This is a genomic window from Novacetimonas cocois (assembly GCF_003311635.1).
In the GTDB taxonomy this organism is placed as follows: Bacteria; Pseudomonadota; Alphaproteobacteria; order Acetobacterales; family Acetobacteraceae; genus Novacetimonas; species Novacetimonas cocois.
Map to the genome: position 1 here is coordinate 37,458 of NZ_QEXL01000011.1, position 24,835 is coordinate 62,292.

General features: G+C 58.9%; 21 protein-coding genes and 1 pseudogene. 7 read left to right on the forward strand and 15 right to left on the reverse strand.

Annotation, left to right across the window (positions count from 1 at the left end; translation table 11 throughout):
- The first annotated feature begins 69 nt into the window (after positions 1–69).
- The 3 genes from NJLHNGOC_RS09375 (at position 70) to NJLHNGOC_RS09390 (ending at position 4,623) form a co-directional block, all read left to right on the forward strand.
- Positions 70–291: a hypothetical protein gene (locus NJLHNGOC_RS09375; RefSeq protein WP_373852479.1), complete on the forward strand. Its 222-nt coding sequence runs from the start codon at positions 70–72 to the stop codon at positions 289–291.
- Positions 291–3,509, forward strand: coding sequence for a MobF family relaxase (mobF, locus tag NJLHNGOC_RS09380; protein ID WP_113596159.1), 3,219 nt, complete (start codon positions 291–293; stop codon positions 3,507–3,509). The genes NJLHNGOC_RS09375 and mobF overlap by 1 nt, the downstream gene beginning before the upstream one ends.
- 628 nt (positions 3,510–4,137) lie before the next feature.
- Complete coding sequence (locus NJLHNGOC_RS09390; protein ID WP_007396651.1) at positions 4,138–4,623, forward strand: MucR family transcriptional regulator; 486 nt, start codon at positions 4,138–4,140, stop codon at positions 4,621–4,623.
- A gap of 389 nt (positions 4,624–5,012) precedes the next feature.
- Here NJLHNGOC_RS09390 and NJLHNGOC_RS09395 read toward each other — a convergent pair whose 3' ends face one another.
- Positions 5,013–6,557, reverse strand: coding sequence for a Fic family protein (locus tag NJLHNGOC_RS09395; protein ID WP_113596161.1), 1,545 nt, complete (start codon positions 6,555–6,557; stop codon positions 5,013–5,015).
- A gap of 306 nt (positions 6,558–6,863) precedes the next feature.
- On the opposite strand from NJLHNGOC_RS09395, the pseudogene NJLHNGOC_RS09400 reads away from it, so the two are divergent.
- Positions 6,864–7,092: pseudogene (locus NJLHNGOC_RS09400) on the forward strand (MucR family transcriptional regulator); the annotation flags it as partial.
- Between the two features lie 78 nt (positions 7,093–7,170).
- Here NJLHNGOC_RS09400 and NJLHNGOC_RS09405 read toward each other — a convergent pair.
- The 11 genes from NJLHNGOC_RS09405 to NJLHNGOC_RS09460 form a co-directional block, all read right to left on the reverse strand.
- Positions 7,171–7,776 carry a hypothetical protein gene (locus NJLHNGOC_RS09405; RefSeq protein ID WP_113596163.1) on the reverse strand — a complete coding sequence of 202 codons (606 nt, stop codon included), beginning with the start codon at positions 7,774–7,776 and terminating at the stop codon, positions 7,171–7,173.
- 227 nt (positions 7,777–8,003) lie between these two features.
- On the reverse strand, positions 8,004–9,308 hold the full coding sequence (locus NJLHNGOC_RS09415) for a DUF1173 family protein (RefSeq protein WP_113596164.1): 1,305 nt from the start codon (positions 9,306–9,308) through the stop codon (positions 8,004–8,006).
- Positions 9,305–11,647 (reverse strand): type IV secretory system conjugative DNA transfer family protein, encoded by a 2,343-nt coding sequence (locus NJLHNGOC_RS09420; RefSeq protein ID WP_113596165.1) that lies wholly within the window; start codon positions 11,645–11,647, stop codon positions 9,305–9,307. The genes NJLHNGOC_RS09415 and NJLHNGOC_RS09420 overlap by 4 nt, the downstream gene beginning before the upstream one ends.
- A gap of 3 nt (positions 11,648–11,650) precedes the next feature.
- Positions 11,651–12,256, reverse strand: coding sequence for a hypothetical protein (locus NJLHNGOC_RS09425; protein ID WP_113596166.1), 606 nt, complete (start codon positions 12,254–12,256; stop codon positions 11,651–11,653).
- Positions 12,231–13,412 carry a secretion/conjugation apparatus DotM-related subunit gene (locus tag NJLHNGOC_RS09430; protein WP_113596167.1) on the reverse strand — a complete coding sequence of 394 codons (1,182 nt, stop codon included), beginning with the start codon at positions 13,410–13,412 and terminating at the stop codon, positions 12,231–12,233. The genes NJLHNGOC_RS09425 and NJLHNGOC_RS09430 overlap by 26 nt, the downstream gene beginning before the upstream one ends.
- Positions 13,409–13,918: a lytic transglycosylase domain-containing protein gene (locus NJLHNGOC_RS09435; protein WP_113596168.1), complete on the reverse strand. Its 510-nt coding sequence runs from the start codon at positions 13,916–13,918 to the stop codon at positions 13,409–13,411. Before NJLHNGOC_RS09435 ends, NJLHNGOC_RS09430 begins: the two co-directional genes overlap by 4 nt.
- Entirely contained in the window at positions 13,915–14,337 is a 423-nt protein-coding gene (locus tag NJLHNGOC_RS09440) for a hypothetical protein (protein WP_010511856.1), read from the reverse strand. Before NJLHNGOC_RS09440 ends, NJLHNGOC_RS09435 begins: the two co-directional genes overlap by 4 nt.
- Positions 14,334–14,582 (reverse strand): IcmT/TraK family protein, encoded by a 249-nt coding sequence (gene icmT / locus NJLHNGOC_RS09445; RefSeq protein WP_025440148.1) that lies wholly within the window; start codon positions 14,580–14,582, stop codon positions 14,334–14,336. Before icmT ends, NJLHNGOC_RS09440 begins: the two co-directional genes overlap by 4 nt.
- Positions 14,582–15,745 (reverse strand): type IV pilus twitching motility protein PilT, encoded by a 1,164-nt coding sequence (locus NJLHNGOC_RS09450; protein ID WP_113596169.1) that lies wholly within the window; start codon positions 15,743–15,745, stop codon positions 14,582–14,584. The genes icmT and NJLHNGOC_RS09450 overlap by 1 nt, the downstream gene beginning before the upstream one ends.
- Complete coding sequence (locus NJLHNGOC_RS09455) at positions 15,742–16,782, reverse strand: type IV secretory system conjugative DNA transfer family protein (protein ID WP_113596170.1); 1,041 nt, start codon at positions 16,780–16,782, stop codon at positions 15,742–15,744. Before NJLHNGOC_RS09455 ends, NJLHNGOC_RS09450 begins: the two co-directional genes overlap by 4 nt.
- Positions 16,775–17,233 (reverse strand): DotD/TraH family lipoprotein, encoded by a 459-nt coding sequence (locus NJLHNGOC_RS09460; RefSeq protein WP_113596171.1) that lies wholly within the window; start codon positions 17,231–17,233, stop codon positions 16,775–16,777. The genes NJLHNGOC_RS09455 and NJLHNGOC_RS09460 overlap by 8 nt, the downstream gene beginning before the upstream one ends.
- A 326-nt stretch (positions 17,234–17,559) precedes the next feature.
- On the opposite strand from NJLHNGOC_RS09460, the gene NJLHNGOC_RS09465 reads away from it, so the two are divergent.
- Complete coding sequence (locus NJLHNGOC_RS09465) at positions 17,560–17,949, forward strand: hypothetical protein (RefSeq protein WP_113596172.1); 390 nt, start codon at positions 17,560–17,562, stop codon at positions 17,947–17,949.
- Between the two features lie 210 nt (positions 17,950–18,159).
- On the opposite strand, the gene NJLHNGOC_RS09470 is transcribed toward NJLHNGOC_RS09465, so the two are convergent.
- Complete coding sequence (locus tag NJLHNGOC_RS09470) at positions 18,160–19,320, reverse strand: pyridoxal phosphate-dependent aminotransferase (protein ID WP_165837911.1); 1,161 nt, start codon at positions 19,318–19,320, stop codon at positions 18,160–18,162.
- A gap of 211 nt (positions 19,321–19,531) precedes the next feature.
- On the opposite strand from NJLHNGOC_RS09470, the gene NJLHNGOC_RS09475 reads away from it, so the two are divergent.
- The gene (locus NJLHNGOC_RS09475; protein ID WP_113596174.1) at positions 19,532–19,903 is read left to right on the forward strand and encodes a helix-turn-helix domain-containing protein; all 372 of its coding nucleotides are present in this window, start codon (positions 19,532–19,534) and stop codon (positions 19,901–19,903) included.
- Between the two features lie 207 nt (positions 19,904–20,110).
- Entirely contained in the window at positions 20,111–21,142 is a 1,032-nt protein-coding gene (locus NJLHNGOC_RS09480) for a type II toxin-antitoxin system HipA family toxin (RefSeq protein WP_239021446.1), read from the forward strand.
- Between the two features lie 168 nt (positions 21,143–21,310).
- Here the strand turns inward: NJLHNGOC_RS09480 and NJLHNGOC_RS09485 are convergent, their stop codons facing one another.
- Together NJLHNGOC_RS09485 and NJLHNGOC_RS16345 are read right to left on the reverse strand one after the other, a co-directional pair.
- Positions 21,311–24,394, reverse strand: a complete 3,084-nt coding sequence (locus tag NJLHNGOC_RS09485) for an ATP-binding protein (RefSeq protein ID WP_113596175.1) — start codon at positions 24,392–24,394, stop codon at positions 21,311–21,313.
- A 13-nt stretch (positions 24,395–24,407) separates the two neighbouring features.
- A complete protein-coding gene (locus tag NJLHNGOC_RS16345) occupies positions 24,408–24,809 on the reverse strand; it encodes a hypothetical protein (RefSeq protein WP_239021447.1) in 402 nt (133 codons plus the stop codon).
- Positions 24,810–24,835 lie beyond the last annotated feature (26 nt).

The following is a 24,835-nucleotide window of genomic DNA, read 5'->3' on the forward strand; positions in this document are numbered from 1 at the left end:
ATGAGCGAGTCAGTCGGAAAACCTAACACGACCGCAAGTTGGGACGACGATATCCGGGAACGGCTTCGAATGATCGAAGACAAGCTGTCCCTGATCATTGAAATTCTCGCCCCGAAGGAATCTGATGGTCCGACACTTGATGAGATCCTCGGCCGACTGGTGACACTTGTCGCCGCGCAGGGCCCTGTTCTCAGGCATATTGACGCCACAACCGGCAGAACCCTCGATATTCAGGAGGGCCGGGCGCCCCTCACCTCTCGACCCGAGGAAAAGGACGGAACGGGTGTCTGATGATGACGTTCCGGAAAATCTCGGCTGAGAGTAGTGGTCGCCTGATCACTGCCTATTTCACGCAGGAGTTGCCAGAGCCAGAGCACGATTTCCGTACCCAGCCCGGAAAAGTGCCTGACGCGGATGGTGGCCGACTGACCAGCTATTACACCGGTCGCGATGGGCGGGCCTCGTGGCGACCGGACATGCGACCTGAGATTGCAGCGGCTCTTGGCATTGATCCGAAGACACCACCGAAGAACGCGCAACTCAATCGCCTGTTTGAAGCAAAGAGGGCCGATAATGGCGATGACTGGTCAAGGAATGCCCGCAAGATCAGTGCCTATGATCTGACCCTTGCGCCACACAAATCGGTGACGCTTGCGGCCGAGTTTGCGCCGACCGAGGCCGAGAGGGCAGCCATCTGGCACGCCATTGATCGGGCAAACGACGCCACCATGCTTTATGTCGCGCGGGAAATCGGTTTCGCGCGGCGCGGTCATGGGGGCGAAGACGGTGCCAACCCAGGCGAGGTCGCCTGGGTGTCATTCCGGCATGATACCGCGCGCCCGACGGTCGAGGCGCGTGACGCGGGGACAGGCCAGACCTATCTGATCGATACACCAGCAGGCGGCGATCCCCATGCCCATATCCATAATGCCCTGTTCAATGTCGTGGTTACGGAAGAGGGACATGTGGGTTCACTCGACACGAAGCGGCTGCGATCTCGCGTTCACGAATTTGGAGCATATTTTCAGGCACAGCTCGCTGATGAACTGCGCCGGATCGGCATTGCCCAGCAATACGATGCGAATGAACAGGCGACGGTCATCTCGGCCGTGCCGCAGGATATATCGGATTTCTTCAGCAAGGGACGACGCAACGTCATCAGGGCGGCCAAGGAGTATGCCGCGGCGGAAGGAGCGGACTGGGCGCATATGCCGATCGAACGCAAGCGCCGCATCCTGTCCATGGCTGGCCTGGCAGCCCGGCTCGACAAGGACAAAGGCACGAGCGACCATGAGATATGGCGCGAACAGGCCAGGCGTCTTGACTGGGAGGAAAAAAGTCTGCTTGGCACGCCAGCAGCGCCCGTGGGCACCAAAGAACAACGATACGATATTGCCTACCGTTTCGCTGCGCGCCATCTCGCGAGGGAGTTTGAAACAGCCGCCGTGATCGATCACGACAAGCTCAGAACGTATGCTGCCCGGGGCCTGATCGGCACCGGCATCGAGGGCGGCGTGAAGGACATCGATCATGTCGTGGCCCTTATTGAACAGCGTGGTCTTGAACTCGACGGGGAACGGGTCTCGCTGATTCAGGAGATGCGTGGCGACAGGCTGAGGGTGACGAATTCCGCGCAGATCGCCATCGAGGAGGACCTCGCGATTCAGGCAGCTCGTGCGTCAGGAGACCGAAGCGGGGCGCTGTCGGACCGCCAGATCACGGAAGCGATCGGACGATCACCCCTCGACTTCGCAAGCGATCATGGAAAGACGCAGAAGGCTGCGATCTACGCTCTTGGCCGGGGCGGTGCGCTCTCCATGCTTACGGGCGTCGCGGGCTCCGGGAAGACGGCCCTGCTGACTCCGCTGGTTGATGCGTGGAAACATGATACGCGTTATGACACGAATGGTCGCAGGGTTATCGGGATTGCCAATGCCTGGCGTCAGGCGGACGCATTACGTGAGGCCGGCATCTTTGACACGAGCGCGATGCTGCCCTTTCTGGCGCGGCTGGAGCGCGGTGACGTTGATGTGGACCAGAATACGGTGCTGGTGATTGACGAGGTCGGTCAGGTCGGCCCGCGCCAGATGCTTCGCCTGTTACAGTTGCAGCGCGATACCGGTTGCACGATCAAGGCGCTGGGTGACCATGAGCAGGCGCAGAATATCGAGGCAGGGGACTCCATCGAGATGCTGCGCCGGGTTCTGGATCCGGAAGATATGCCGGAACTTCTGTCCAGTGTCCGGCAGGTATCTGCGAGAAATCGCCAGATTGCTGATCTGTTTCGTGGCGCAGAGCCGGAAGAGAGCGATCTGGAATCCCACGAGTTCAGGGGGGCTGCGGCCAACGCGCATACGGACGAGGAAAATGATGACGACGTCCGTAACAGGTTCCATCTGAAGGAAGTCCGGGACGCGATTGATATGAAACGGGCGGATGGAACGATCCGTCTGGTCGGCGGCGACCATGAGGAAGTCCTGCAGGATATTGCCCGGCTGTATGTGACGCGTCGCGATGCCCTGATAGCCGAGGGTGCCGGCTTGCGGCAAGGCCGGGCCAAGACGATCAGCATGTCGGCGCTAACCAATCAGGATGCTGCCGATCTAAGTCGGGCAGTCCGTAAAATCCTGCAGGAGCGCGGCGAGATCTCGACGCATGAAATCACCGTGCAGGCTATTGATCAGCGTGGCGAAACCTATGATCTCGCGATCGCTACGGGCGACCGGCTTCGGCTGTATCGTCGGACATGGGGCAGCGTGGATGGAAAGGGCGCCACAGTCGGAAATAACGGCGATGTGGTGGAAGTTCTGGCCCACGGTGATGCGGGGCTTCGCGTCCGCACGAAGGAGGGGCTTGTTGCTGATGTTGAATGGCGGCGGTTTCGTGACGCGAAGACTGGTCGGGTGTTGCTGGGGTTCGGACATGCCATGACGATTGATGCGGCACAGGGGCTTACTTCAGATGAGCACATCAATGCCCTGCCGCGAGGCGTCGAACTGGCGACGGGATTTACCTCATACGTCGCGGAAAGCCGGGCGCGTGGAACCACATGGACAATGATCTCCGATGGCGCGACGTTTGAGGCGGTCCGGAACCAGAGGCCGCTCGGGGATACCACGCCCATCACCAGTGACGACCTGTGGAATCATGTGGCAAAGAAAATGGCGCATAAACCCTATAAATCATTGGGTACGGATCTGGTTGCCCGAACCCGCAAGGCCCGCGATGCGCGGATCCGGGAACTGATCGCGCTTGGGCGCATGCAGGAGACACTGACGAAGTCAGGTCGCCCCTATGGAAGCGAGATTATTCTGGAAACGCAGGCGCGGCAGGCCGAGCGCCTGCATAAGGCGCGTCTGGCCGAGATCGACGCCAGGCTGCAGGTCATGATCAGGAACGCACCAGCGGTCATGACGGGTGCGGAGCAGACGCTTCGGAGCCAACGGGCCGCCCAGGTGCTGGGCAGGCGTCCCCCTGTGCCATCTGCGTCGCCAGGCGCCGCCAGCTAGAGCGTCCGGCTTTCTGCTGTTCTCACCCGGATTTGAATCCTGCCGACCATGTGCCATACCGCGACAACATCTCAGATCTGACGCACGCTTTGGTCATTTGCGCAACGAAGTCGGATGCGTATCGTTAGGCAGGCGGGGAGCAGCAGATAACAGGCCAATGATGGACGATGTGTCTTTCCGGGGAGATCCTGATCCGTTCGACTGTTGGTTGAAGAACGAATTGCGTGCGCGGTTCAATGATGTTGTGCGTGAACCGATCCCTGAAGGTCTGCTGCGCATTATTGGCGCGACTGAAGCTTCCGGGCATGTTCACGCCTCAAGACCTTCCTGGACCGAGGAGGAAGCTGTGTCTGAGTGTTCTGCTGACACCAGCTCCAGATGATTTCGTATTGCAGATACGGCGTCTTGATGCTGGGCGGGAAACGGGTAACAGGATTGCTGTAGAAAGCAAGAAGTGTTGACGGTCAGATAAAATACAGATGAGCAGGCACAGGATCCTATTGGATATCTGCTCAAGAGCATACCTGTTTTGCAATCTGCCAAATCCTCGAAAACGTCGAGGACTATTCCCAGTAGCGGTGTTATATACAGGGCCAGAGTTTTTTTTCGTCTGTTAAGGTGATGGACAATGCCCGAAGAACAACAAAGACAGCTGGCGCTGACCGTGGAAATCATAACTGCTTATGTATCGGAAAATAAAATATCGCCGGACGAACTTATCAGGCTGATTGGGACTGTTTACAATTCATTGTCCGTCCCGACTGCTTCGGGCGTAAAAGAACAGATACCTGCCGTTCCCATCAAGCGGTCCGTATTTCCGGATTATATCATATGTCTTGAAGATGGGAAAAAGCTGAAAATGCTCAAACGGCATCTGCAGGCGTCCTATGGCATGACGCCTGAAGAATATCGGCGGAAATGGGGACTTCCATCTCATTACCCTATGGTCGCTCCCAATTACACAGTACGCCGATCGGAACTTGCAAGAGAGATTGGGCTGGGGCGGGATATAATGTCCACTGCCACCAAATCTGGTGATGAGGGCGTGACGGATCCTGCATTGCCTGACAAGCCACAAGAAAGGCGCCGGGGTAGAAAGAAGGCCGTCCACTAAAAGGGGAACGCGCCGCCGGACCGGGCGGCGCGGCGATCTCCTGGCTCAGGAACGCAGCAATATGCGAAGGCAGAACTTCTTCGCTATGCCGTTTGGTGTCGACAGTGGATGTTCCTATTTGACCGGACCATGATCCGGTTCGGGGCGTGACGTCGATAAATCCCGACGAAAGATGCCTTTTATACAATCCAGGTTGCGGATCGCGATCCTAAGCCCTTGCGTTATGCACCTTGTGAAAGAATTCAGTTCTCAGTGAAAATCCATAAGCGATGTCTACAAAGTTGTGTTCTCACGAGGGCAACCTGCCTTTTCCACTCGGACAATCCTTTTTCAGATCCCATGTCTGGTGACGAACAGCTTTCTACTTATCATGGTCGGTCCATGTGTAATCATTCAGAGAAGGAACGTCTCAGCGCCTCAGAGATGGCGTTCCAAAGCCTGAATTTTCCGATCATGGGATATTCTTTCTGAATCTTGCCGCTGGGTATGAAACGAGTATCCCGTAATGACCTGATGATGCGGTCGGCATCCATATCCGGCATTTCAATAAGCTCCTTGAGTGCCTGCCGGGCATTATGGTGCGACCGGAGATATATGGCTTCCTCTTTCATGTGGTGCTTGATGGTCATCTCTAGTGCTGCGCTGAGATAGATAACGTGGGGGGCGAAATTGATATAGCGCCAGGCCGGTCTCGCCAGATCAGGGTTCGAGAAGTCGAGATTGGATTTTATCCCATCAGGATAGGTCTTCATGTCACGATCGAAAGAGACATGATCCGTGATCTGTCGCATCAGGGGTTTTGAAACCCTGTCCAGAATCTGGTCGTAGTTTCGCCTGCTCGTCGGGTCTCCAATGATGGTGGCTGAGATGGGAAGGATGATCTGGTCGGGGATGACGCCGTCCCGCCTGAGAACGTCGTTTATCAGGAACCGGTGGACACGGCCGTTTCCGTCAGAAAGAGGATGGATGTAGACGAACCCGAAGGCTGCCACGGCGCTACGCATGACAGGAGACTGTCCTTCCGTCCTGTCGAGGAAAATTTTTAATCCCTCAAGCATATCCGCTACGTCTTGTGCGGGAGGCGCGAGGTAGTGAACAACATTCTCGTACCTCATCGTGTATTCTCCAACGAATACTGGTGACAGCCGCAAGCCAAAATGCTCGGTTATTGTGACGTCACCGAGGATGTTGCGTTGCAATTCGGCAAGGTCAGTATCTGTCAGGGGGACTGTCCCTTGCCCGGTTCTTGTGGCGAGTACGTGGCTGAAGCGCTGGATCCGGTCAAGTTGATGCTCCTCGCCTTCAATGATGAAACTTGCCTTGCTTTCACGATTTGTCAGCCACACTGCGGCCCGGGCAAGCATGCTCTCGCCGAACTCCTGCACCAGTTCACCGTAACCGGCAGACACGTCCATCTCCGCAGCCGTCTTGAGTTGACTGGAAAGCGGGATAAAGGGACAAAAAAAGCGGTTCCCGGGCATGTTGTCACGGACGCGCCATCTGCTGACGTTGCTCATTTTGTCCGGAGAAGCTGTTACCTGAAAAGATGCGTCCAGTGCGGAGACGTAGTTGCCGCCGAGGTCGACTGGCGGCACGAGCGTTTGTCCGGTGACGAATTCATAGAGGAACGATGCCCGTCTGGCGTATTGTCCGGTCGGTGCGCTGTTTATCCACTCCTGGACAAAACCTGGTCCGGTTTTCGCAAAGACGCGCGCCAGCAACTCAAGGCTGGTGGGTTCGTGTCGCAGATGAAACTGCAGATGCGCGGCTGCGGTGTCGGCCGGACGCATGTTTTCAGGATACGTCTCGATGCTGTATAAATTATGATGACTGCTCGACCGGCGACTTCCAAGCTGGCTTTTGACAGCCAGTCCACCGAATGGTTCTGCATCATATTTCAGTGCGAGCCACATGCCGCCAATCGGGTCCGCCATTGGACTTAGATTCCTGCTGAGTTGTCCAAAACCGTTTATTGATGCTTAAAATCGCATATAAATGATGCCTTGTGTAAAAAAATATATATGGACAGCCGTGGCCACGCGTATGCTTCCGTCACTTCGTCTTTGTGATCAATAATTCCCATTCGCTGAAGCGCCCTCACGGCGTTGATTTTCACTGAGAACTGATGATACGGATCAACTGTGGCGTGATGGTTTCCTCCACTGGACAGTCAACTCTTCAGCATCCTCTCAGGACCACTGCGAGCCGTCCACACCATCAGTTCTCATTGAAAATCAACATCCTATGGCGTGACGCTTGAAGAATATCGGCGGAAGTGGGGACTTCCGTCTCATTATCCTATGGTCGCTCCCAATTACACAGCGCGCAGATCGGAACTTGTACGAGAAATCGGATTGGGGCGAGACATAACGTCTGCCGCTACAGGACCTGATGGTGTCGGCGACGGAACCGGCATTGCCAGAGAGGTCGCAGGAGAAGCGTCGGGGCAGAAAGAGTGCCATCCACTGAAAGCGGAGTGCGCCGTCAGACGAGGCAGCTTGGCTGTCCTTTGATTCAGTCATGATGATGAACAGACGGCTGTCTGCCTTATATCCCGACGCTAGAGTCCGGCAGACGAAAGATTCCTTTTATACAATCCAGATTGCGGATTGCGATCTGCGTGTGTGTCTTTTCCCGGAAGGCGCTACCGGGATAGAGTTCGCCGCCTTCCTGGAAAAGGCCGCGCACCGTATCATACGGTGCGAGATGAGACTCTGTGGCTTCAATAGAATCGTGAAGGTACCTGATAACAGCGCAGTCGAGGTTACGAAAAAGTTTATCACTATTTACGTCGTGCCGGGAATCATGATTCACCGGCATCGGTATATCATCCGTGCTTAATGTCTCTCGCAGGCCTTCATAGGCGGTCTTGAGCATCTCCAGGTCTTCGCGTGTCGTTAAATCAAGACAGTTGCCCAGATCTACGACCAGGCCAATAACGAACGGTTTGAAACCGGAATCCCTGCGCTGTTTCTGATATGCCCATTCTTGCGCACGTAACGGGTCGGATTCCCAGACATAGAAACCCGGTCCAAGCCAATCGTAGTCCGTCTCCGACGGAGTTGGCGCGCTTTCTCCGTTAATCAGTTTCCGGCCGACCTCTTCAGAACAACCATGATAACCGAGCACAAAAGATGTATGAAGAGCCGTCAACGCAGTTACGCTTTAAGCATGCCCTCAATGCGTGGGTCACGCGTGTACTCTTTGGTAACCGCGCCTTTGCTATCGATAATCCCCATTCGCAGCAAAGCCGCATGGGCTGTCCGCTTGCTCTTCGTGTTCGCAAGGGTTTGCTTTCTTATCGCTGCCAGAGCAACTTGATGGGAGTTTAGCTTCATGGTGCTACATATAAGGCAGCCAAGTGAAGAAGTCACCCTGTTTTATCTCAGCCTGCCTGCTGGAAAAGGCGGCATCCGGCTCCCTGTTGTCGCATCCCATGACCACCATCCACCCGCTCCGAAGGTCGCGTCGTAGTAATTTTCCTTTTCGGCTCGTCTGGTAGTGTAGGCCTCGTCCGTGCGACCGAAAACTTCCATTGGATATCCGTCATTCCGCGCCGTGTCCTGCAGGATGAAATCCGGGAAAACGAGATCCCGTTCCGCGTCGAAACGCAGTGGTTTTTCGAATGCGCGTCCCGCTGCCACGAGGGCATCGGCTACCGCCAGTTCATGGCTGCTTTCGAAAGGAAGCATGCTGCGAGAGACGGTCATCAGGGCACCGGTCCTGACTTCCGCCTGGATCCAGCCCTTCCATCGGCTATTGGGCGTTCCGATGTTTCGTGCCGTCACATAGAGCAACGCCACAACATGTGCCTGCCGCGCCGCTTCGGGCAGGGCGAGTGTGGCTGCCGCCAGTTGGTGCGACCGGACAAGACGGTTCCTCTCGGCCGCAGGCACTGTCAGAAAGCAGCGGTAACCGTTGCGCTGGCCGCTCAGGGTCATGGTGAAATTGCCCCTGGGATCTGGTTCCAGAGCCTCCACGAACCCGATCAGGAACAGATGGTTTTCCTGTCCTTCTGTCCTGACAACGGCATGGAGACGCCGTCCGAACTTTTCATGCCCTGGGGCAACAGGGCATAGAAGATCGGAGATCAGTCTGCCCTGCGCCCGGATCCGGGTTCCCGCAGAGGCAATCCGGCCCAGGGCAACCGTCGGTGTGCGGTGTCTGGCAAATTGCGGCCGCCATTCGTTCAGCCCCGCCCGTTCCCATAGGAGATGGAGCAGCCCGAGAGGCGTCATTCGGCGCTGTCGCGCCTGTCCGGGCCGATCTGAAGCAGGCAGCGGCGTGTCATCGACTGGCCGGGGTGGCCCCTTGCGGCGCAGGCCGATCGACAGGGTCACAGCGACATCCCCATCCTCACCCTCGCGAATTACGCTATTTACATAGCTGGCGCGCCCACTTTTCTCTGGATCAGGCTTATAGAAGGGGCATGTCTTCTCATGCAGCGGCCCTTCATTTGGCCAGACGGCGAGGTGATAACTGTGACTGTCCGCCCGGTAACGGATCTGTAGAGGCAGTGAGGCCCCGCGATGCTGGCACAGGCATCGCGCCTTGTCAGAACGCTCCGCGCTCCGGCTCTCATCATATTTTGCCTTCAGGCGGCGTTCCCAGCGCTCCGGGTCGGTCCGGCGCCATTCGAGTTGGAACCTTTCCCCGCCGGGAAGGATGATGATCGTGCCGGTCATGCCGAGGTTTTTTCGCGCAATATCCTGATCTGGGCGAGGATTTCCTTTTCGGTCATCCCGGTGCCAGCCGCGCCCTCTTTCGGTGCGCCTTTTGTCATCGCGTCACTTACACCCAATATAAGCAGTGCCTGACGACGGGCTATACCAGGCTGCCGGTCCACGCGGTGTTCAATAGCCTCCAGGCGTCCAAGCAGGTGACCGTCGATGGGAGGTATGGTGCGGGGCTGTGTCTGAAAACCGGGTTTCGGGGTGGAGGCAGCGTCACGCAACATATAGGAAAATGGTGTCAGCATGTCTGTTCCGGCTGCGTGTTCATTCTCTTCATCGTCATTGGCGGTTGCAACCCGGCGCGGTACGGCGGCGACTGCTGCACCAATTTGTGCAAAATTGCGCAGGATGTCTTGAGAACCTGAACCGAGGCGGTCGACTGCTTCCTGGAGTGCACAAACATCCGGCTCGTCGTGTACCGTGGTCAGTTCAGACTGAAACAGGCCGCCTTCGATCGTCGCGAGGAGGGCGAGCAACTGCTGGTCCGGGGGCACCCGATTCAGGTCGAGCGGCGCTGCAAGCATGACCGGTTGGGCCATGCGGATTGCGCCTGACCGCCCATTGACGGCGGCAAAGAATGTCTTCGAATGGACAATGCGACCGGCATACATCGTTATGGCCTCGCCTTCGATGAGCGACTGAAGGTCTGCCCAGGGGATACGGGCGACTTCCCGGACTTCGGCACCCCGTCCTTCCCGGTAACTTCCCGCGGAGTTGCCTTCAAAATGCGTGGCCTGACTGACCTCGATCCGATCGGACTGCTTTTCGATCCACTCGCGTGTGCGCACGGCATCCTGCAGGCGCATGGCGTGGGTGAGGTTGGCGTTGCCGAGCAGGGTAAAGGCTTTGTCGCCGATGCGTGTCGTGAGACCCGGAAGATCCTGAAACCCCAGCCAGAACATGCAGTTCAGGCCGCGTCCCATGGCCAGCTGCCGGTCCATGCCGTCCGTGACGTAGGCGGAGAGTTCGTCGTAGAAAAAATGGAACGGCGCGTCGCCGCTGCCTGCCTTGAGCTTGAAGACCTGCTCGGCGGGGCCGTCAAGGCGGGCGCCAAGAAGCTGGGCCATGACGCCGCGACCGGCAGCAACCACGATCTTGCCCAGTCCGGCCAGCGTATCCGAGGAATTCTCCAGCGCGGGCAGCGTGACGACGAGAATGCGGCGGTTCAGCACCACATCGCGCATGTCGATATCAGGGATCTGGGCGCGGAAGATGTGCCCGAGACTGACGCCAAGCTGCGTGAAGACCCGGGTGAAATACATCTTGGCGTAGCCATGCTGCTCGCTCGGTTTGTTTTCTTTCTGCTCATTCCACGCCAACGAGGAATCATACCCCGGCAGTTCGCCCAGATAGGCCTGGGCCGGATAGAGGATATCATCGGGAATTTCGGGAACGCTGATCTCGATGGGGTGATCGGAGCCGGGATTGCGGATCAGGAATACGCGATGCCGGGCCAGCGTGCCGATCCAGCGCAGTTCCATGGCGTAGCGCATGGTCTCGATGTTGATCGGCACGCCGTGGGTGTCGCGCATCCAGGTCAGCACGGGGGCGATCGTGCCGGCAAGGCCGACGGCACGGTCCCGAAAGACGCCGTTGGCGTCGTTGCTGGACGGCTCCCCAAGCTGGCTGACCAGCATTTCACGGATGGCGTCGGCATTGCCGGTCGCAAACGGATTGAACGTATTGGACTGGCGGATGCCGCTTGCGGTCAGAAAATTGAGATTGAGCACCTGGTCGTCCAGCCCGAAGCGGCGGGCAAGCGCCAGTACATCGCCGTGGACCGTGTTGTCACCCTTGCCGTCGATCAGGATGAACCCGGATCCATGCGCGAGAGGATTGGCCAGCAGGGAGATGGCGGATGTCGTTTTGCCTGCACCCGTTGTGCCGGGCACGGCGGCGTGCTGGCGCCCCGCGTCGGATGAAAGCCAGAGTTGCTGGCCGGTCAGTCCGTCCGTTCCAAGATATATGATGCCTGCCGCCGCCCGCGGCCGACGGGTTTTGGGATCAAGATCGTGTTTGTCCTTCAGGCCGGAATACCTGGGCAGATGAAAAGGCAGCACGGGCTGGCGGGTCATGACCCAGAGCGTCAGGCAGAGGGCAAGGGGAAAGGTGATCCCGACGATCGCGGGAGCCAGCACGCTGAGCCCTGCCAGAATCATGAGGGCGAACCCGGAACTGCTGGATTGCAGCTCTTCGGCGATCCGGACCGTGAAGGGACGCGTGTCGCGATAGGTGGAGCCGTGTTTCAGTTGCTGGTGGACCTGCGGTCCGCCGATCTCGCGCTTCACCATGCTTCAGTCTTCCAGCCCGAAAGGAGATTTTCCCGTGTCGATCGTAGGCGCCACGGGCGCTGTTGGTGCCGTGGGGGAGACCGACGCCGTCGGCGCTGTCTGCGCGCTACCTGGGGAGTGCGGATAAGTGACGACGGGCCGCTGCGTCATGATGCGTCGTGCGGCATCGATTTCCGCGCTCGCCGGGTGACCGTCGGGATTGCCGACCACATTTCCATCGACCGGCATGCGCGCGCCCGGGACATAGGTTGAGCGGACCCCTGGCGCGCCTTCGTCCGTCATGGGCAAGCCGGAGAGTGGGGGTAGAATTGCAGGCGGTCGTAGCATGCCCGCAGGCCCGGTGTCGGGAACAGCGCGGTCGGAAACCATGGCCTGACGTGTGCCGATGATCAGGATGGCGGCCAGTCCTCCAGCGATGAGCGCGGGCAATGCCTTTTTCAGGCGCCCGCGCCGTGCCGCTGCCGCTTCTGGTAAAGTCGGTGCCGCATCGCTCGTCTCCGTCTGCCCGAAATCAGATCCGAGATGGAGATGGAGGGGCTGTAAGCCTGTCCCGTCGAGTTCAATGCTGATGGGCGCCCGGCCATCAGCGTGGAGGATGATACGGGTCATGGGAAGATCCTTGTGCTTCGGGCATCGGGCGCAGGATGGCGAGTGCGTTCTCAACCGCAGGGATGTAGATCGGACGCTGGTAGCGTCGCTCTTCGCTCCAGTGCGCACGCGCGCCAGCGGCCTCGATGCGGGGATTGGGATGAAGGTCTTCGGCCGGGATTTCAGCAGGAAAGCCGAGTGAGTGCAGCGCGTACCACAATGATCGGTCGATAAGCTTCACGATGGCGAATGAGGAGGGTGCCAGTACGCCCGCCTGACGCCGGGCTTCGTGCAGCAGGGTCATGAGCGCGGTCACGCTCCATCCGCTGCGCTCGCAGACCGTATCGATACAGTTTGTGATTTCCTTGTCCTGCAGGGCAGAGCGAGCGCTTCGCACAACGGACTCTGGCACCGTGAGCGGCGCCAGCGGACCATGGGGACCATCAAGGCCAGCGTCGGCCAGGCCGGCAGAGAGTTCACCAAGCAGAGCGAGGGCGTCCCGGCGCCTCTGGAGGTAGTGCATCGCAAAGGCAACGAGAAGCACCTGTTCAACAGGGGATGCGGCGTTGATGCTGGACCAGTGGTGGCCCAACTGGCGCGTGAACGCCTCGAGCGCGCCGGTTTCACTGTAGCGGCCCTGTGCATCGACAGCGAAGCGCGCGCCCCATTCGGCACGTGTCAGGGCCGGGTCTGCCGGCAGCGGGATACCATCAGTGGGCGTTACAAGCCTGTCCAGTCGGCGTCGGACGAAGCCTTTCAGTGTTGGAAACATTTCTGCCTGGACCGCGATCAGACCTTCCAGATCGAGCGCTTTCGCAAATCGGCCGGGGGCAGCACGCCACATGCATAACCCGCCCAGGAGGGCAATCACGATGGCCACCGGCCATTTCAGGGCATTGCCCAGGATCGCAAGGCCATAATAAAGCTGGATCGCCCGCACCAGGTCCGGTCGATATTGCGCGGCCTGCAACTGGACCTGCAGGCGCATCAGGTCGGGATTAGACGTATGCAGCAGGTTGATCTGCCCCATCATGGCCCGCAGATAGAAGGCCGTGATCTGCGTATGCCACAGGCTCCAGGCCATGTAGCTGAACAGCAGGACCCCGACGATGATGATGATCGAGGAAAAGAGCAGATAGTCATCGCTGGATGACCATGGGACGCGGCTCGTGCTCATGAGCGATCGTCCCTGCGGTTTCTGGTCATCATCGTGAGGGCGATGTCGTAGAAACGCCGGAGATAGGCGTTGCCATGGCGTGGGGTGTGAGAGTGATAGAATGCCACGGCCTGCCAGAGGTCGCCGTGTGCTTCGTCCATCGCCTGACCAAGGATCCAGGCGCCTGCCTCGATATTGGCGCACGAACTGTCGCGCAGCGCCGCATATGTTTGCGCGGGCGTGCTGTGCCATCGCTTTGCGATGCGGCCGACCCATGTCGTGTTGACCTGCATCGGCCCGAGATCCGCCGTGCCGTTACTGTTCGGGCTGACCATTCCGGGACGGCCGGCCTCGACATAGAGGAGGACGAGCAGCACGCCACGGGGCACACTAGAGATTTTTGCCGAAGCCTCCAGACAGGCTGCAATCTGGCGGCCATTTTCTTCGATGCTCGCGGCGCGGGCGGTCGTGCCGACGGCAAAAAGGGGAAACGTCCCGAGTGCCGCCAGAGCGAGACGGGGGATCATGTCGCCCCCTGCAAGGTCGGCGCTACATCAGCGATCCGACCATGGGCTTCGCCCCAGAAGTCGATCAGATGATTGAGGACCAGCGCGTCGTCCATCTCCGCAAGCCTCATCGTGACATCGATCAGACATAACATCACGACCGTAAATGAACCGGCGCGCACCTTGCGGACGGCATAGCCGAGCGCGCTGTCGGGCGTCCTGCTGACATCAAGGGCAAAGCCCGTTCCCGTCAGTTCCAGCCACAGGGTTTCGGCACTGATCAGGAAAATGGGCAGATAGGCTTCAGGGTGTGCTGCGTCAGCTGGTGATACGACCACCCGTTTTCCGGTGCCACGGTCCAGCAGTTCAATCGGCTTGCCGATTTCGGCCAGAAGCCGTGTCTGCGCCGCACTGATCGCCGCCAGATCGATCGCGCTCATGAGAACCGCCTCCTTTGCCATGTCGGCAGGGCGGTGCGGACCGGCCCGATGAGAAAGCGTCGGATGGAGCGTATCGCGGCCGGCAGCGTCAGCCCGAAAAACGAGATCGTCCCGAAAAACACCACGCCGAAGACCCCGATCAGCAGGGTGGTGAGGCTCCAGTGTGTCACGGAGATGAGAATGGGAAAGCAGCTGCGGGCGTCGAGAATGAAAACCCGGACAGGATAGGCCGTTGCACGCCACATCACGCGTCTCTCCTTTCTTCCGCCAGAGCGGTGTCTTCGGTGATCAGATCGGCATCAAGCAGTTTGCGGATGGCTCTGCCGAAGGACTGGCCCTGCGCCTCGACCGCGTCGGCCACGACGTCCGGCCAGTCTGTTGGCTCGGTCCGGGTCAGCTTGCGGCGCAGATCACGATCGAAGGTGAGGAATTCGCGGATCGCAACACGCCCGCCACCCTTGCGGGGCACAAGGCGCTGGTTGATGCAGAACCGGAGCGCCTGAGCGAGGGCCGAGACCAGGTTGTCACGTTCCAAGGGGGGACAGAGCGCGATCGCGCGCTGGATCATGAGGGAGACGCTGTCTGCATGCAGCGTCGTGCCCAGGATACCGCCCATCATGGCGATATTGATGGCTGCATTCATGGTCTCGCCGTCCCGACATTCCGTGATGATGCCATCGCTCATCTCGCGGCGTGTCAGGCTGCGGGTGAAGGTGGGAAAAGTCAGGGTAGGGGGGCGGATCTCCGTCTGGCTGATCCGCGATCCTGAAGGCGGACGCAGGTCGTCCAGCAGGAACTCGATGGGCTCCTCGCCGGTTGCCATGTCGCAGTATACGGTCGGGTCCATCAGTTTTTCGATGGCGAGCCCGAATTGCAACGTGGTCTTTCCGGAACCGGTTGCCCCACCAAACAGGACCATGCCGCTTTTGAGCCTGTTCGTGTCCCGGATTTCTTGTTCGACCATCTGCTGGTCAAGGCTTGCGGGCCGGGCGGGGATCGGACGCATGACGATGTGGACGCCACTGCCACGCTTGACCGAAATGGGTGAAAGATTGATCCGGAAACGCAGATTGACCTTGCGGTCCAGTGCCACGCTGTAGGCCGTATCGAGGATATGGCCGACACCAAGCATGGCCATCCCGTCAGAGGCATAGACATGGCCGACGATATCCGCCAGCGCGAGGGAGTCCGTCGCTTTACATGTGGCGTAGCGGATGACGCCGTGCACCTTGATCGTGACCGGATGGCCGGTCTTGATGTCGATGCGCGAGGCGCCGAGGCCATGCGCCCAGCGAAGGAGGGAGTCCAGCCCCGGCGCGTTACGCCGTCGCTCCTCGACCCAGGCAAACGCTTTCCTGCCTTCATCCGGCCAGCGTTCGTCGGTCGTGACGGGGATGGTGATATTCATCGGCAATGCTCCGGATAACCGTAGTCGCTTCCGCGCCGGACGTGGCCCTGAAGCCCCGGCTGGCTCGCGATCCGGATCGTGCGGTCATTGAGGTGGAGGGTGTCTCCTCCTCCCACGGCGTCCTGGTGCTCGAACACGACGCGCGGTTCTTCGACGCGCCCGGCGTTCAGCAGCACCCGGTAGCGGGCCATGCCGGTAATGTCGCGCTGCAGGCGCGACAGATCGGAGAGGAAGATTTCGGTCGCCTGCTTTTCTCCATCTGCCCAGCCTTCCGCCACCCACTGGTTCCAGTGTGACACTTCCGCCTTTGTGCGGGGCAGGGCCGCGGCTACCGGGTGATGCGGTTTGCCCCATGTCCGGACGAGATACGTGCGCCAGTCCGGGGGCGCGGATGTCAGTTGTGCCTCCCGGGTGATCTCGAAAACACATTCTGTCTCGTGCGCCACCTGGCCGGTGTCACTGAGCGCAAAGGCCATCTGTGCCTCGGTGACGATGGGGGGCTGCATGAGGGTCTGGCCACTCCCGATCGGAAGCACGATCGACCGGAAATCATAAGTGGCGTCGAGTGTCTCCTCGTGGCGCCGCAGCATCTCGTTGATGGCGAATGCCCGGGCGGCCAGACCGCCCTGCGCGCCGTAAATATGCGCGGCTTCCCGAAGCTGGGCGCTTCGACCGGGTTTCAGGTCATCGCCTGGTTCGTCATTGGGACGGGTGTTCTCAAGGGCCTCAAGAGAAGGTGGCGCTTCGCCGCCGACCACCTCGTCGAGCGTCGAGGCCCCTGTCACCGGTTTATTGATGGGATTGGCAAGGGCGGGATCAGCTCCGTCCACCTGATCCGCATCCGGCTGGGGCGGCTGTGGCTCCGGGACCAATGTGTCGCTGCGGGCCGGTGGTGGAGATGGAGACGATGTCGGTAGCCGGACGTGCTGCCCCTCCTCAATGACAACCTTCCCCGTGGAGACAGATGCCGCATGGGTCGCGCTTCCTGCGGCCGTCACGACGATGGCCGAAGATAGAAAGAGCGCCATCTTACGCATGCCACGCCACCGTTATCGCGTGGTGAAGCGGGTCTACCGAGACCATGGCCTGATCTCCGGCCTGATCGCCCAATGTTCGAAGGATATCCACCACGGCGGCAACACTGTTGGTCGCGACGCGCATTGCTCGGGGATGGCCGGTGACCGTCACGCTGTAGCCAATTTCCTGGCCGAGTTTTGCGACGGCCTTGCCCAGCGGGCCGTCCCACACGAACCAGATCCGGCGGGTCAGGTCATCGGGGAGCACGGGCTGGTTGGCAGATGCCACGACCGGAGACGGGCGGATACTGCCAAGTTCCCGAAGATCAGTCGTGGTCTCTGCTATTGACCGTTGCAAGGCCAGTTCAGGATTGGCCATGCCGGTCGTCGCAATGGGAGAAGGTGACGACAGGCTCTGCGCACAGGCGTTGAGCGCCATGGGCAAAAGAAAAATGAGCAGAGAATGTTTCATGAGCTTCTCCGGATAACGGGAGAAGCTTCGAAGATCATCTTGCGACTGCTACAGCAAAAATTGGCTGCGTTGCTTTTTCTTTCATGCAGGCCCCGAGAGCAGATTCGTGTCCTCTTTTGGGGTATGCTGTCGCCGGATTGACGCGCAGAATTGCGTGGGACAGGAGCAACCCTTTTCTGTTTTCGGCTCTGAACGTGAGGGGATCACCGGCAGCCATCCATGTTGCTGACAGTCCTACCAAGCATCTGATGTGCGCTGAACAATCTGTATCGATGGGACACAATGAGGTATGTCGATGATATGTAGCCGAGAGGGTAGAGTGCAGGATGAAGATCATCAGAACGGCCATCGTGATGGCGATCATTGCAGGCACGAGTGCCTGTTCGTCCACGGGTGATGCTTCCATAAAAAAAACAACCATCGCGGAAGTTGGTCAGAATATTCATGATGGTGTGACAACTTCATCCCAGGTGCGTCAGATTTACGGTGAACCGGGGCAGAAAACCTATGAAGATGGTTATGAGGTCTGGATTTATAGTTTTACGTCCGGCAGGGAGGATGGTCTTTCAATAGCGCAGGACGTAGTCGGACTTGGCATGCTTGGAGAAAGATCAAATAACAAAAGCAAGATGCTGACTGTTGTGTTGAGTAACGGGATCGTGCTGAAGCATAGTTTTGCCACCTCGCATTTCAGTTCCAGCAGTGGCTTGAGGTAGTAATATCGCAGGCAGGTAATGGTTCGGTATGAATGTATTGATCTGGGTAAGGCATGCAGCAGGGGCTGACTATAATGAAGACGTGTGCCGCAGAACTTAAGTTGGAAGAAACCCCCTGCATGGTCCGTAGTAGTGGGTCGTGGTAAGTGCGTATTCGCATGTCTCCTGATCAGAAACACAGCCATACGCGCTCCAGACGTATATCCCCCTTTAAGTCACTGCATTGACGGGTAAGCGGTCCTTCTGGTGACGAAACCAAGGGACCATGCGGCGGATGGCTTCTTCAATCTGGTCCGTTGCGACCGCAAAGCTGAAACGGATGAAGTATTTCCCGTCTATGGGGTCGAAATCAATGCCCGGTGCTGTCGTAACACCCGTATCCAGCAACAGGCGCTTGCAAAACGCCATGCTGTCATCCGTCAGGTGCCGGATATCGGCATAGATATAGAACGCTCCATCTGGTGGCGCGATATGGCGCAGCCCCATTTCGGGCAGGGCACGCAACAGCAGGTCACGATTGCGCCGGTAGGTTTCCATATGCCCTTCAAGCTCATCGCGGCAATCGAAGGCGGCAAGGGCCGCGTGCTGGCTGAGGGCGGCGGGCGGCAGGAACAGATTACCCATCCGCGCGCGGGCGGCTTCCACCTTTGCTGGCGGGACAACCAGCCACCCCAGCCGCCACGGCGCCATGCTGAAGTATTTGGAAAAACTGTTTACCACCAGCGCATCGGGATCATATTCCAGAATACTGTGCGCGCGTTCGCCAAAACTCAGGCCGTGATAGATTTCATCCGATATGATGCAGATCCCGTGCGCGCGACAGACGTCAACAATGCGCTGTATTTCATCAGGAGACAGGATGGTACCGGTGGGGTTGGCGGGACTGGCCAGGATCAACCCGTCGGGAGCAGGTTCAAGCGCGGCAATGGCGTGGGGGGTCAACTGGAAGCGTTCTTTTTCCCCACACGGAATTTCAACCGGTTTCATATGGAGCGAGCGCACGACATTGCGGTAGGCCACATAACCCGGTCGCGCCATGGCTACATGCGCTCCGGGCACAAAACTGGTCATGAGCGCCAGAACCAGCGCGGGTGATGCGCCACAGGTCAGGATAATCTGTTCAGGCTGGAGCGAAACGCCATATGTTTCGTCATAGTGCAGGGCGATCCGTTCCTTCAGGGGCTGGCTTTCCCAATAGCCCATGGGGTCGGTCGCCAGTATGTGCTGGGCGCGTTCGATCGCCGCGCTTGGCGCGCCGGTAGAAGGCTGGCCAAATTCCATATGAATGATGCTGCGCCCCTGCGCGGCCAGTTCATGTGCCAGTGCGCTGATGGACAGCGCGTGGAAGGGATCGATTGGCGGCACAGGCATCATGACCTCAAGGTGGAAAATAGACTTATAGGGTGATGATCGCCCCGCGACCAGAAACTGCCCGTGGAATTCAGGCGGCCTGCCCAGCGTTTTCTACGCGACGTGCCAGTTCCTGCCAGGAACGTGTTGTGAAGGGCAGAGGCTGTGGAGTTTACAGAATTCCATATATGATGCTATAAGGCGCTTTATATGCCAAATATGAGTGATAGTAATGGGCTCACCAAAATCCCGCGCGGCTCTTGAGCGACTGGGGCGTGACCTTCGTGGCGCGCGCCTGCGGCGCGGCATAGCGATAGCCGACCTGGCCGCTCGTGCCGGCACGTCAGCAAGTTCCATCGCGCGCCTGGAAAAGGGAGACCCGGGTGTGGGGATCGGCACTCTGGCCGACGTGCTGGTCGTGCTTGGTCTTCTGGACCGGTTGGCCGACCTGATTGATATCCGCAAGGATGATCTGGGACTGGCGTTGGCTGCTGAACGTCAGCCTCGTCGAGGCCGGTCTTCTGCGACCACGTTACGCAGGCAGCAGGATAAGGCCACGCATGGGGGAGCGGATGTTATTGATATGGACGGTGCTTCGTTCTGATGCCTGATTTCAGCGCCCATGTCGTTCTTGGCAACAGCCTGACTCCCGTGGGTCAACTGCGTTTTACGCAGGCAGGTCCACGGCAGTTTTCGACCTTCACTTATGATCCGGCCTGGGTCGAGAATTCTCGGGCCTTTGCCATCCAGCCAACCTTTCCCCTTTCCCCTTGGCTCTGGGCCGTTTCATGCGGCTGGCCAACCAGGGAACGTGCGCGATGCCCTTGCGGGTGTCTTTGCTGATGCTGCGCCCGACAGCTGGGGGCGCAGGCTTCTCGAGCGTGCCTACGGTAATGGGCTTTCCGAGTTTGAATATCTCACACTGTCGGATGACGTATGTCGGCAGGGTGCGCTTCGTTTCGCCGATGATAACGGAGAAATCATTCGTGGCGGCGCCGATGACATCATACCGCGTCTGGTCGATCTTGCCGCTATTACGGCTATCGCGCGGGCATATGAACAGGGCAAGGACATATCCGAAAGGGATATGCAGGCGCTCGCTGGTGCAGGTGGTTCGGGTGGGGCGCGACCGAAGGCCAATGTTCGGGACGGCGATGTGCTCTGGCTTGCAAAATTTACCTCGGTTCACGACCAGTGGCCAATAGAACGTATTGAAGTTGCCACGCTTCGTCTGGCAAGAGCATGCGGAATCCGGACGCCAGAGGTCAGGCTGGAACTGGCTGAAACGCCGTTTCCTGTGGCTCTGATCCAGCGGTTTGATCGGCGTGGGGCTGGCCGGATTCCTTATATTTCGGCGAGGACTGCTCTGGGGAAAACCGGAACGGAACTGGGTTCCTATACGGAGATTGTCGATTTTATCCGGACCTATGCCGCCGATCCCCAGGCAGAGTTCCGCGAACTCTTCCTGCGTCTGGTTTATACTATTCTCGTGTCAAATAAGGACGATCATCTGAAAAATCACGGATTTCTCTATGTGGGCGCTGGACACTGGCGGTTATCCCCCGTTTTCGATGTGAATCCAGCACCCGACCGTAACCCGCATCTGGAAACGGCGATACTGGAGGGCGGTCCGCATGATCGGTCCATCCGTCTGGCACTGGAGGCGTGTGAATTCTTCGAAATTACCCCTGCTGAGGCCCGGCAGATGATCCGCGTGACAGCGCGGCGAATTTCGGATGAGTGGAGGCCTGCTCTGCGAGAGGTTGGTGTTTCCGGGGCGATGGCGCGTCATTATGAAGCCGCCTTCATAAACGATCAGATCGGGATCGCGCTAACGATCTGATAGTCACATATGACTGATAATATCGTATAATATGCCAGATACGACACATAAATTTGTCGAATCTATCCCTGCCAGACGCCGCCGCGCTATTGATCGAACAGCATGGTCAACATCATTGTGTCCGCAATGATCGGGATGTGAGGCCGTCAGGAAAATATCGGTCACGTTCTACCCAATGGTAAATTCGAGTTCCGATTGTTCATCAATGGCGCGCAGGGTTTCATACAATCCTGCGGCCACGCCTCTACCTTCCACGATCTCATCCGCCAGTTCATCCAGAACGCCGGCAAACGCTTCATCGGTCGCGAGACCGAAAACATTCATGCGCTCGCTTTTTCTGCGTTCGATCTCGCTGTTTGCTGTTCCCGAGGGAAATACGGTGGCAAGCATCCGCAGGGCTCGGGCAAAGTGGATCCGTTTGTAAAGGCGCGAACGGAGCGCCGTGTCGCCAGGCGTCGTCGAGAAAGACCAGAGTTCGATTGGCCCCAGGACGTTCACCAGAAGCTGTTCATATTTTGCTTCTCCGGCCGACATGTCCACGAAGAATGGCGCACCATTCTTTCCCGGTCCCGGCAGTGCGTTGCGGATCACATAGGCGCTGGCATCGGACAGCTTGAAGCGTCGGATAAGGCTGTCTGCCGTCTCCTGATCACCGCATTTGAGGACCCATCGGGCGGTTGATATCTTGTAAAGGTCCTCGCTGAAATCGGTATGGTTCTGTGAAATGAAGGCGAGCTGGACGTTGTGCTTGCGTCCCTCGCGGCCATCGCGCACAGCCTGCTTGTCTACCTGGGGCGCGGGTTCGGTGCGGTGCCACTCATCGAAGTCGACACGTTTCGTCGTTTCGTACATCTCCGTGAAACGGGCGAGATGATAGTCCCGCATGGATGGGGGCATATGCGGGTCGTCCGCATAATCGGGATGCAGAAAGAAATTCCGGGCCAGGATATGGCGGCCAAGCATATACATGAGCGCTGTCTGGCGGTTGGCCGCGGGAGAGCCGGATGGTGCCACCTCGGCAAGATCGAGAACGATCACGCGCGCGTCCCCCATATCCAGCCTTGTCGGGGAGGCCAGCATGGGAAAATTCTTGATCACGTTCATGATGTAGCGATCAAACGTGTCGATCAGGCTTTCTCCAGTTTCCAGGGTGATCTTGGAATAGCGTTTTTCGATTTCCGGGCTGCGGGCCGCAATCAGCAGATCCTGCAGGACCGGTACTGCATGGCGCTGGGCAAAACCTGCAAGGCGGTATTCCCTGAGATTGACAAAGGCATCGACGATATCCCGCCACCATGTCGGATCGTCTTCTCCCGCATGGTGGGGCAGGCTGATGCCCAGCGATGTTATTGCGGCATCGACGTCGGGCTCGATCCCCGGAGTGTAGATTTTGGGCGTGCCCCCCTGCACCCCGGTACAGAGGCGGTAGGCTTCATCAGTCACGTCCTCTACCAGATGGTCCATGCCCTCCCACGGCCTGCCATCCAGCGGCGTGGCAAGGAGCGAGATGAAATTCTGTAGGAAAACGCGCTCGAGTGGCAGGGGATATTCCAGTCCGACCTGGGTATCGAAGACATTGACCTCGAAGCCCGGGATTGCCTGCATCTTGACGTAAACCGCCTCGTGCTGGCGTTCGGGGCCAAGCGCGTTGCGCAGCATCTCGATCAGTCCGCGCGAGGACGGCCCTATATCGAGCTTGCCGATATAGGGGAGCTTCGTGCCGTGGCTGCTGATCGCGGCGCTGCTGAGGATCAAGCCCAGCAGAATGGTATTGGCCAGAACGGATTTTCCGCCGCCAGGCGGGGCTATGATAATGTCTACGACGGATGGGCGTAGCCCGCCCCCGGTCGGATCGTAAGGCCAGATTGAACCATCGGGCTTGCGGAAGAGGATGGATCCTTTCTGCCACGGTGACGCACTGCGTGCCCACGGCATCATGGAGAACGCGTCACCGACAAGGGCGAGCGATGAGGTCGCAGTCGAACCGAGCGCCAGGGCAGGGACAGAACCCATGGCCGCTTCCAGAGGATCGCCGGAAATCCGCGTTGTCTTGCTGTTGCCCCACGCATCAATCGCCTGGGAGAGGTCCGACGCCTGCCGTCGCAGCTTCGCCTCTGCTCCAACCGGAGCCCAGGTTGTGGCGGTCATGCGCATCCGCACGGAATTATGGTTGTTTTTCTGGCGCTCCAGCTTGAGTGCGGCAAACGCCCGTCGAATGTCGCTATTTCCGGGGAACATCGCCAGAAACCCGGCTCCGGCTTCCTTGAAGCCGAAGGCGGCGCGGCCACCACCCTCCAGGATCATGGCGCTGCGCCATGGCAGTCTCTTGCGGCCAAGCACGCTGGAGAGTTCGGAAAATGGGCGCGGATCCTCTGGGCCAATCGTCATGTCGACCGGGGCGTATGTATAATCCCCCACGGTCACGAGTTGTCCGCCTTTCGTTTCGGCGTCGGCATTGAAGATCTGGTCCCGGATCGCCGGCCAGAGCAGGCCCTGCGGATGTGGCTGTGAATCATCCAGATCGTCGGGAAGCCGTGGCATGACCCGGTCACCCAGCAGGGTCGGTTTCCAGGCGGAGCCCGCCGTTTCACGATAGGTCGCTTCGCGCGCGACCTGCAATGCCTGATGTGGACCGAGGAATTCGCAGGAAATGTCGAACCCCTGCAAGGCTGCCTGGACGCGTGAAATGAACGATTCATGGCGGGCCGCCATGATATCGGAGCGCAGGGCAAAACGTTGGGTATTGCCCACGCGGGGAAATTGGGAGGCAAGGGTCCGGCGCTCCTCTGCCACCTGTTTGCGGTCCTCACGTGTCAGCACGCTGGGCCGGGTCCACAGGACATAGCAAGTGGCCTCCCAGCGCATGACGTTTGGCCAGCGCCGGCGCCTCTCTTCGATGACGTCCGAAAGGTCTGCTCCGATCTGTCTGGCTATGGACCGGCAACCATTGAGACTCAGGCGGTCAATCTCGATACCTGAGCGCTCGGGATCGGAAATATACCATCCCACGATGGCATGGCCACGTTCTTCAAGGAGACCCTGCAATTCTATACGCTGCTGCTCGGCGAGTGCTTCCACTTCCTGCCGCGTGCACATGCGACGCAGGCCATTGATGCGTAGTACGGAGACATATTCACCGCGTTTGGTGATGAGATGGTCCCCGTGCGTACTTTCCACATCGCAGAATGAGGCAAGGGGCTGGCGCAGCCCGAGGCTGATGCCGGCCAGCAGACTGGAAAGAATACCGCCCATTGATATGATCCTGTCATGTCATGACCGGTTGGGGATCGGCATCAAGCCATTCCCTGACAAGCGCCGGGTAGATGTCGGTGGGGCCGTTGTAGAGACGGCCCAGGGGGAGGAGCCGGATGCCGTCCATCAGGGCGGTCGCGCTTTCATTGATCTGCGGGTCAGCCCGGTTCGCCATCAGCAGGGCAGTCGCCAGCAGTCGGGGAGAGGTTGTCTCCAGCCGCCGCCGGGCTTCGGTCGTTCGCGCGTGCAGAGCGCGGAGCACAGCGAGAGCGCTTTTGCATTGCGCAGGCATCATCGCGGTGTCCGACCCTGACGCGATCGCGTCCATTGCACGATGCCAGACGACATCCTGTCCGTTTGGCCCATTGCCGAGCGTCTGCATGAGGGCTTGATGCGCGCAGCGGGTCAGGGTCATGATGCGGGCCTGCGGCAGTTTCGGCC

Bases quoted from the DNA above. Each gene is read 5' to 3' on its own strand.
- icmT (WP_025440148.1), bottom strand. From the start codon at position 14,582: ATGTGGCGTGCAACGGCCTATCCTGTCCGGGTTTTCATTCTCGACGCC.
- mobF (WP_113596159.1), top strand. From the start codon at position 291: ATGATGACGTTCCGGAAAATCTCGGCTGAGAGTAGTGGTCGCCTGATC.
- NJLHNGOC_RS09435 (WP_113596168.1), bottom strand. From the start codon at position 13,918: ATGATCCCCCGTCTCGCTCTGGCGGCACTCGGGACGTTTCCCCTTTTT.
- NJLHNGOC_RS09390 (WP_007396651.1), top strand. From the start codon at position 4,138: ATGCCCGAAGAACAACAAAGACAGCTGGCGCTGACCGTGGAAATCATA.
- NJLHNGOC_RS09375 (WP_373852479.1), top strand. From the start codon at position 70: ATGATCGAAGACAAGCTGTCCCTGATCATTGAAATTCTCGCCCCGAAG.
- NJLHNGOC_RS16345 (WP_239021447.1), bottom strand. From the start codon at position 24,809: ATGACCCTGACCCGCTGCGCGCATCAAGCCCTCATGCAGACGCTCGGC.
- NJLHNGOC_RS09450 (WP_113596169.1), bottom strand. From the start codon at position 15,745: ATGAATATCACCATCCCCGTCACGACCGACGAACGCTGGCCGGATGAA.
- NJLHNGOC_RS09460 (WP_113596171.1), bottom strand. From the start codon at position 17,233: ATGAAACATTCTCTGCTCATTTTTCTTTTGCCCATGGCGCTCAACGCC.
- NJLHNGOC_RS09455 (WP_113596170.1), bottom strand. From the start codon at position 16,782: ATGCGTAAGATGGCGCTCTTTCTATCTTCGGCCATCGTCGTGACGGCC.
- NJLHNGOC_RS09425 (WP_113596166.1), bottom strand. From the start codon at position 12,256: ATGACCCGTATCATCCTCCACGCTGATGGCCGGGCGCCCATCAGCATT.
- NJLHNGOC_RS09465 (WP_113596172.1), top strand. From the start codon at position 17,560: ATGAAGATCATCAGAACGGCCATCGTGATGGCGATCATTGCAGGCACG.
- NJLHNGOC_RS09475 (WP_113596174.1), top strand. From the start codon at position 19,532: ATGGGCTCACCAAAATCCCGCGCGGCTCTTGAGCGACTGGGGCGTGAC.
- NJLHNGOC_RS09485 (WP_113596175.1), bottom strand. From the start codon at position 24,394: ATGGGCGGTATTCTTTCCAGTCTGCTGGCCGGCATCAGCCTCGGGCTG.
- NJLHNGOC_RS09395 (WP_113596161.1), bottom strand. From the start codon at position 6,557: ATGGCGGACCCGATTGGCGGCATGTGGCTCGCACTGAAATATGATGCA.
- NJLHNGOC_RS09430 (WP_113596167.1), bottom strand. From the start codon at position 13,412: ATGAGCACGAGCCGCGTCCCATGGTCATCCAGCGATGACTATCTGCTC.
- NJLHNGOC_RS09415 (WP_113596164.1), bottom strand. From the start codon at position 9,308: ATGACCGGCACGATCATCATCCTTCCCGGCGGGGAAAGGTTCCAACTC.
- NJLHNGOC_RS09470 (WP_165837911.1), bottom strand. From the start codon at position 19,320: ATGCCTGTGCCGCCAATCGATCCCTTCCACGCGCTGTCCATCAGCGCA.
- NJLHNGOC_RS09420 (WP_113596165.1), bottom strand. From the start codon at position 11,647: ATGGTGAAGCGCGAGATCGGCGGACCGCAGGTCCACCAGCAACTGAAA.
- NJLHNGOC_RS09440 (WP_010511856.1), bottom strand. From the start codon at position 14,337: ATGAGCGCGATCGATCTGGCGGCGATCAGTGCGGCGCAGACACGGCTT.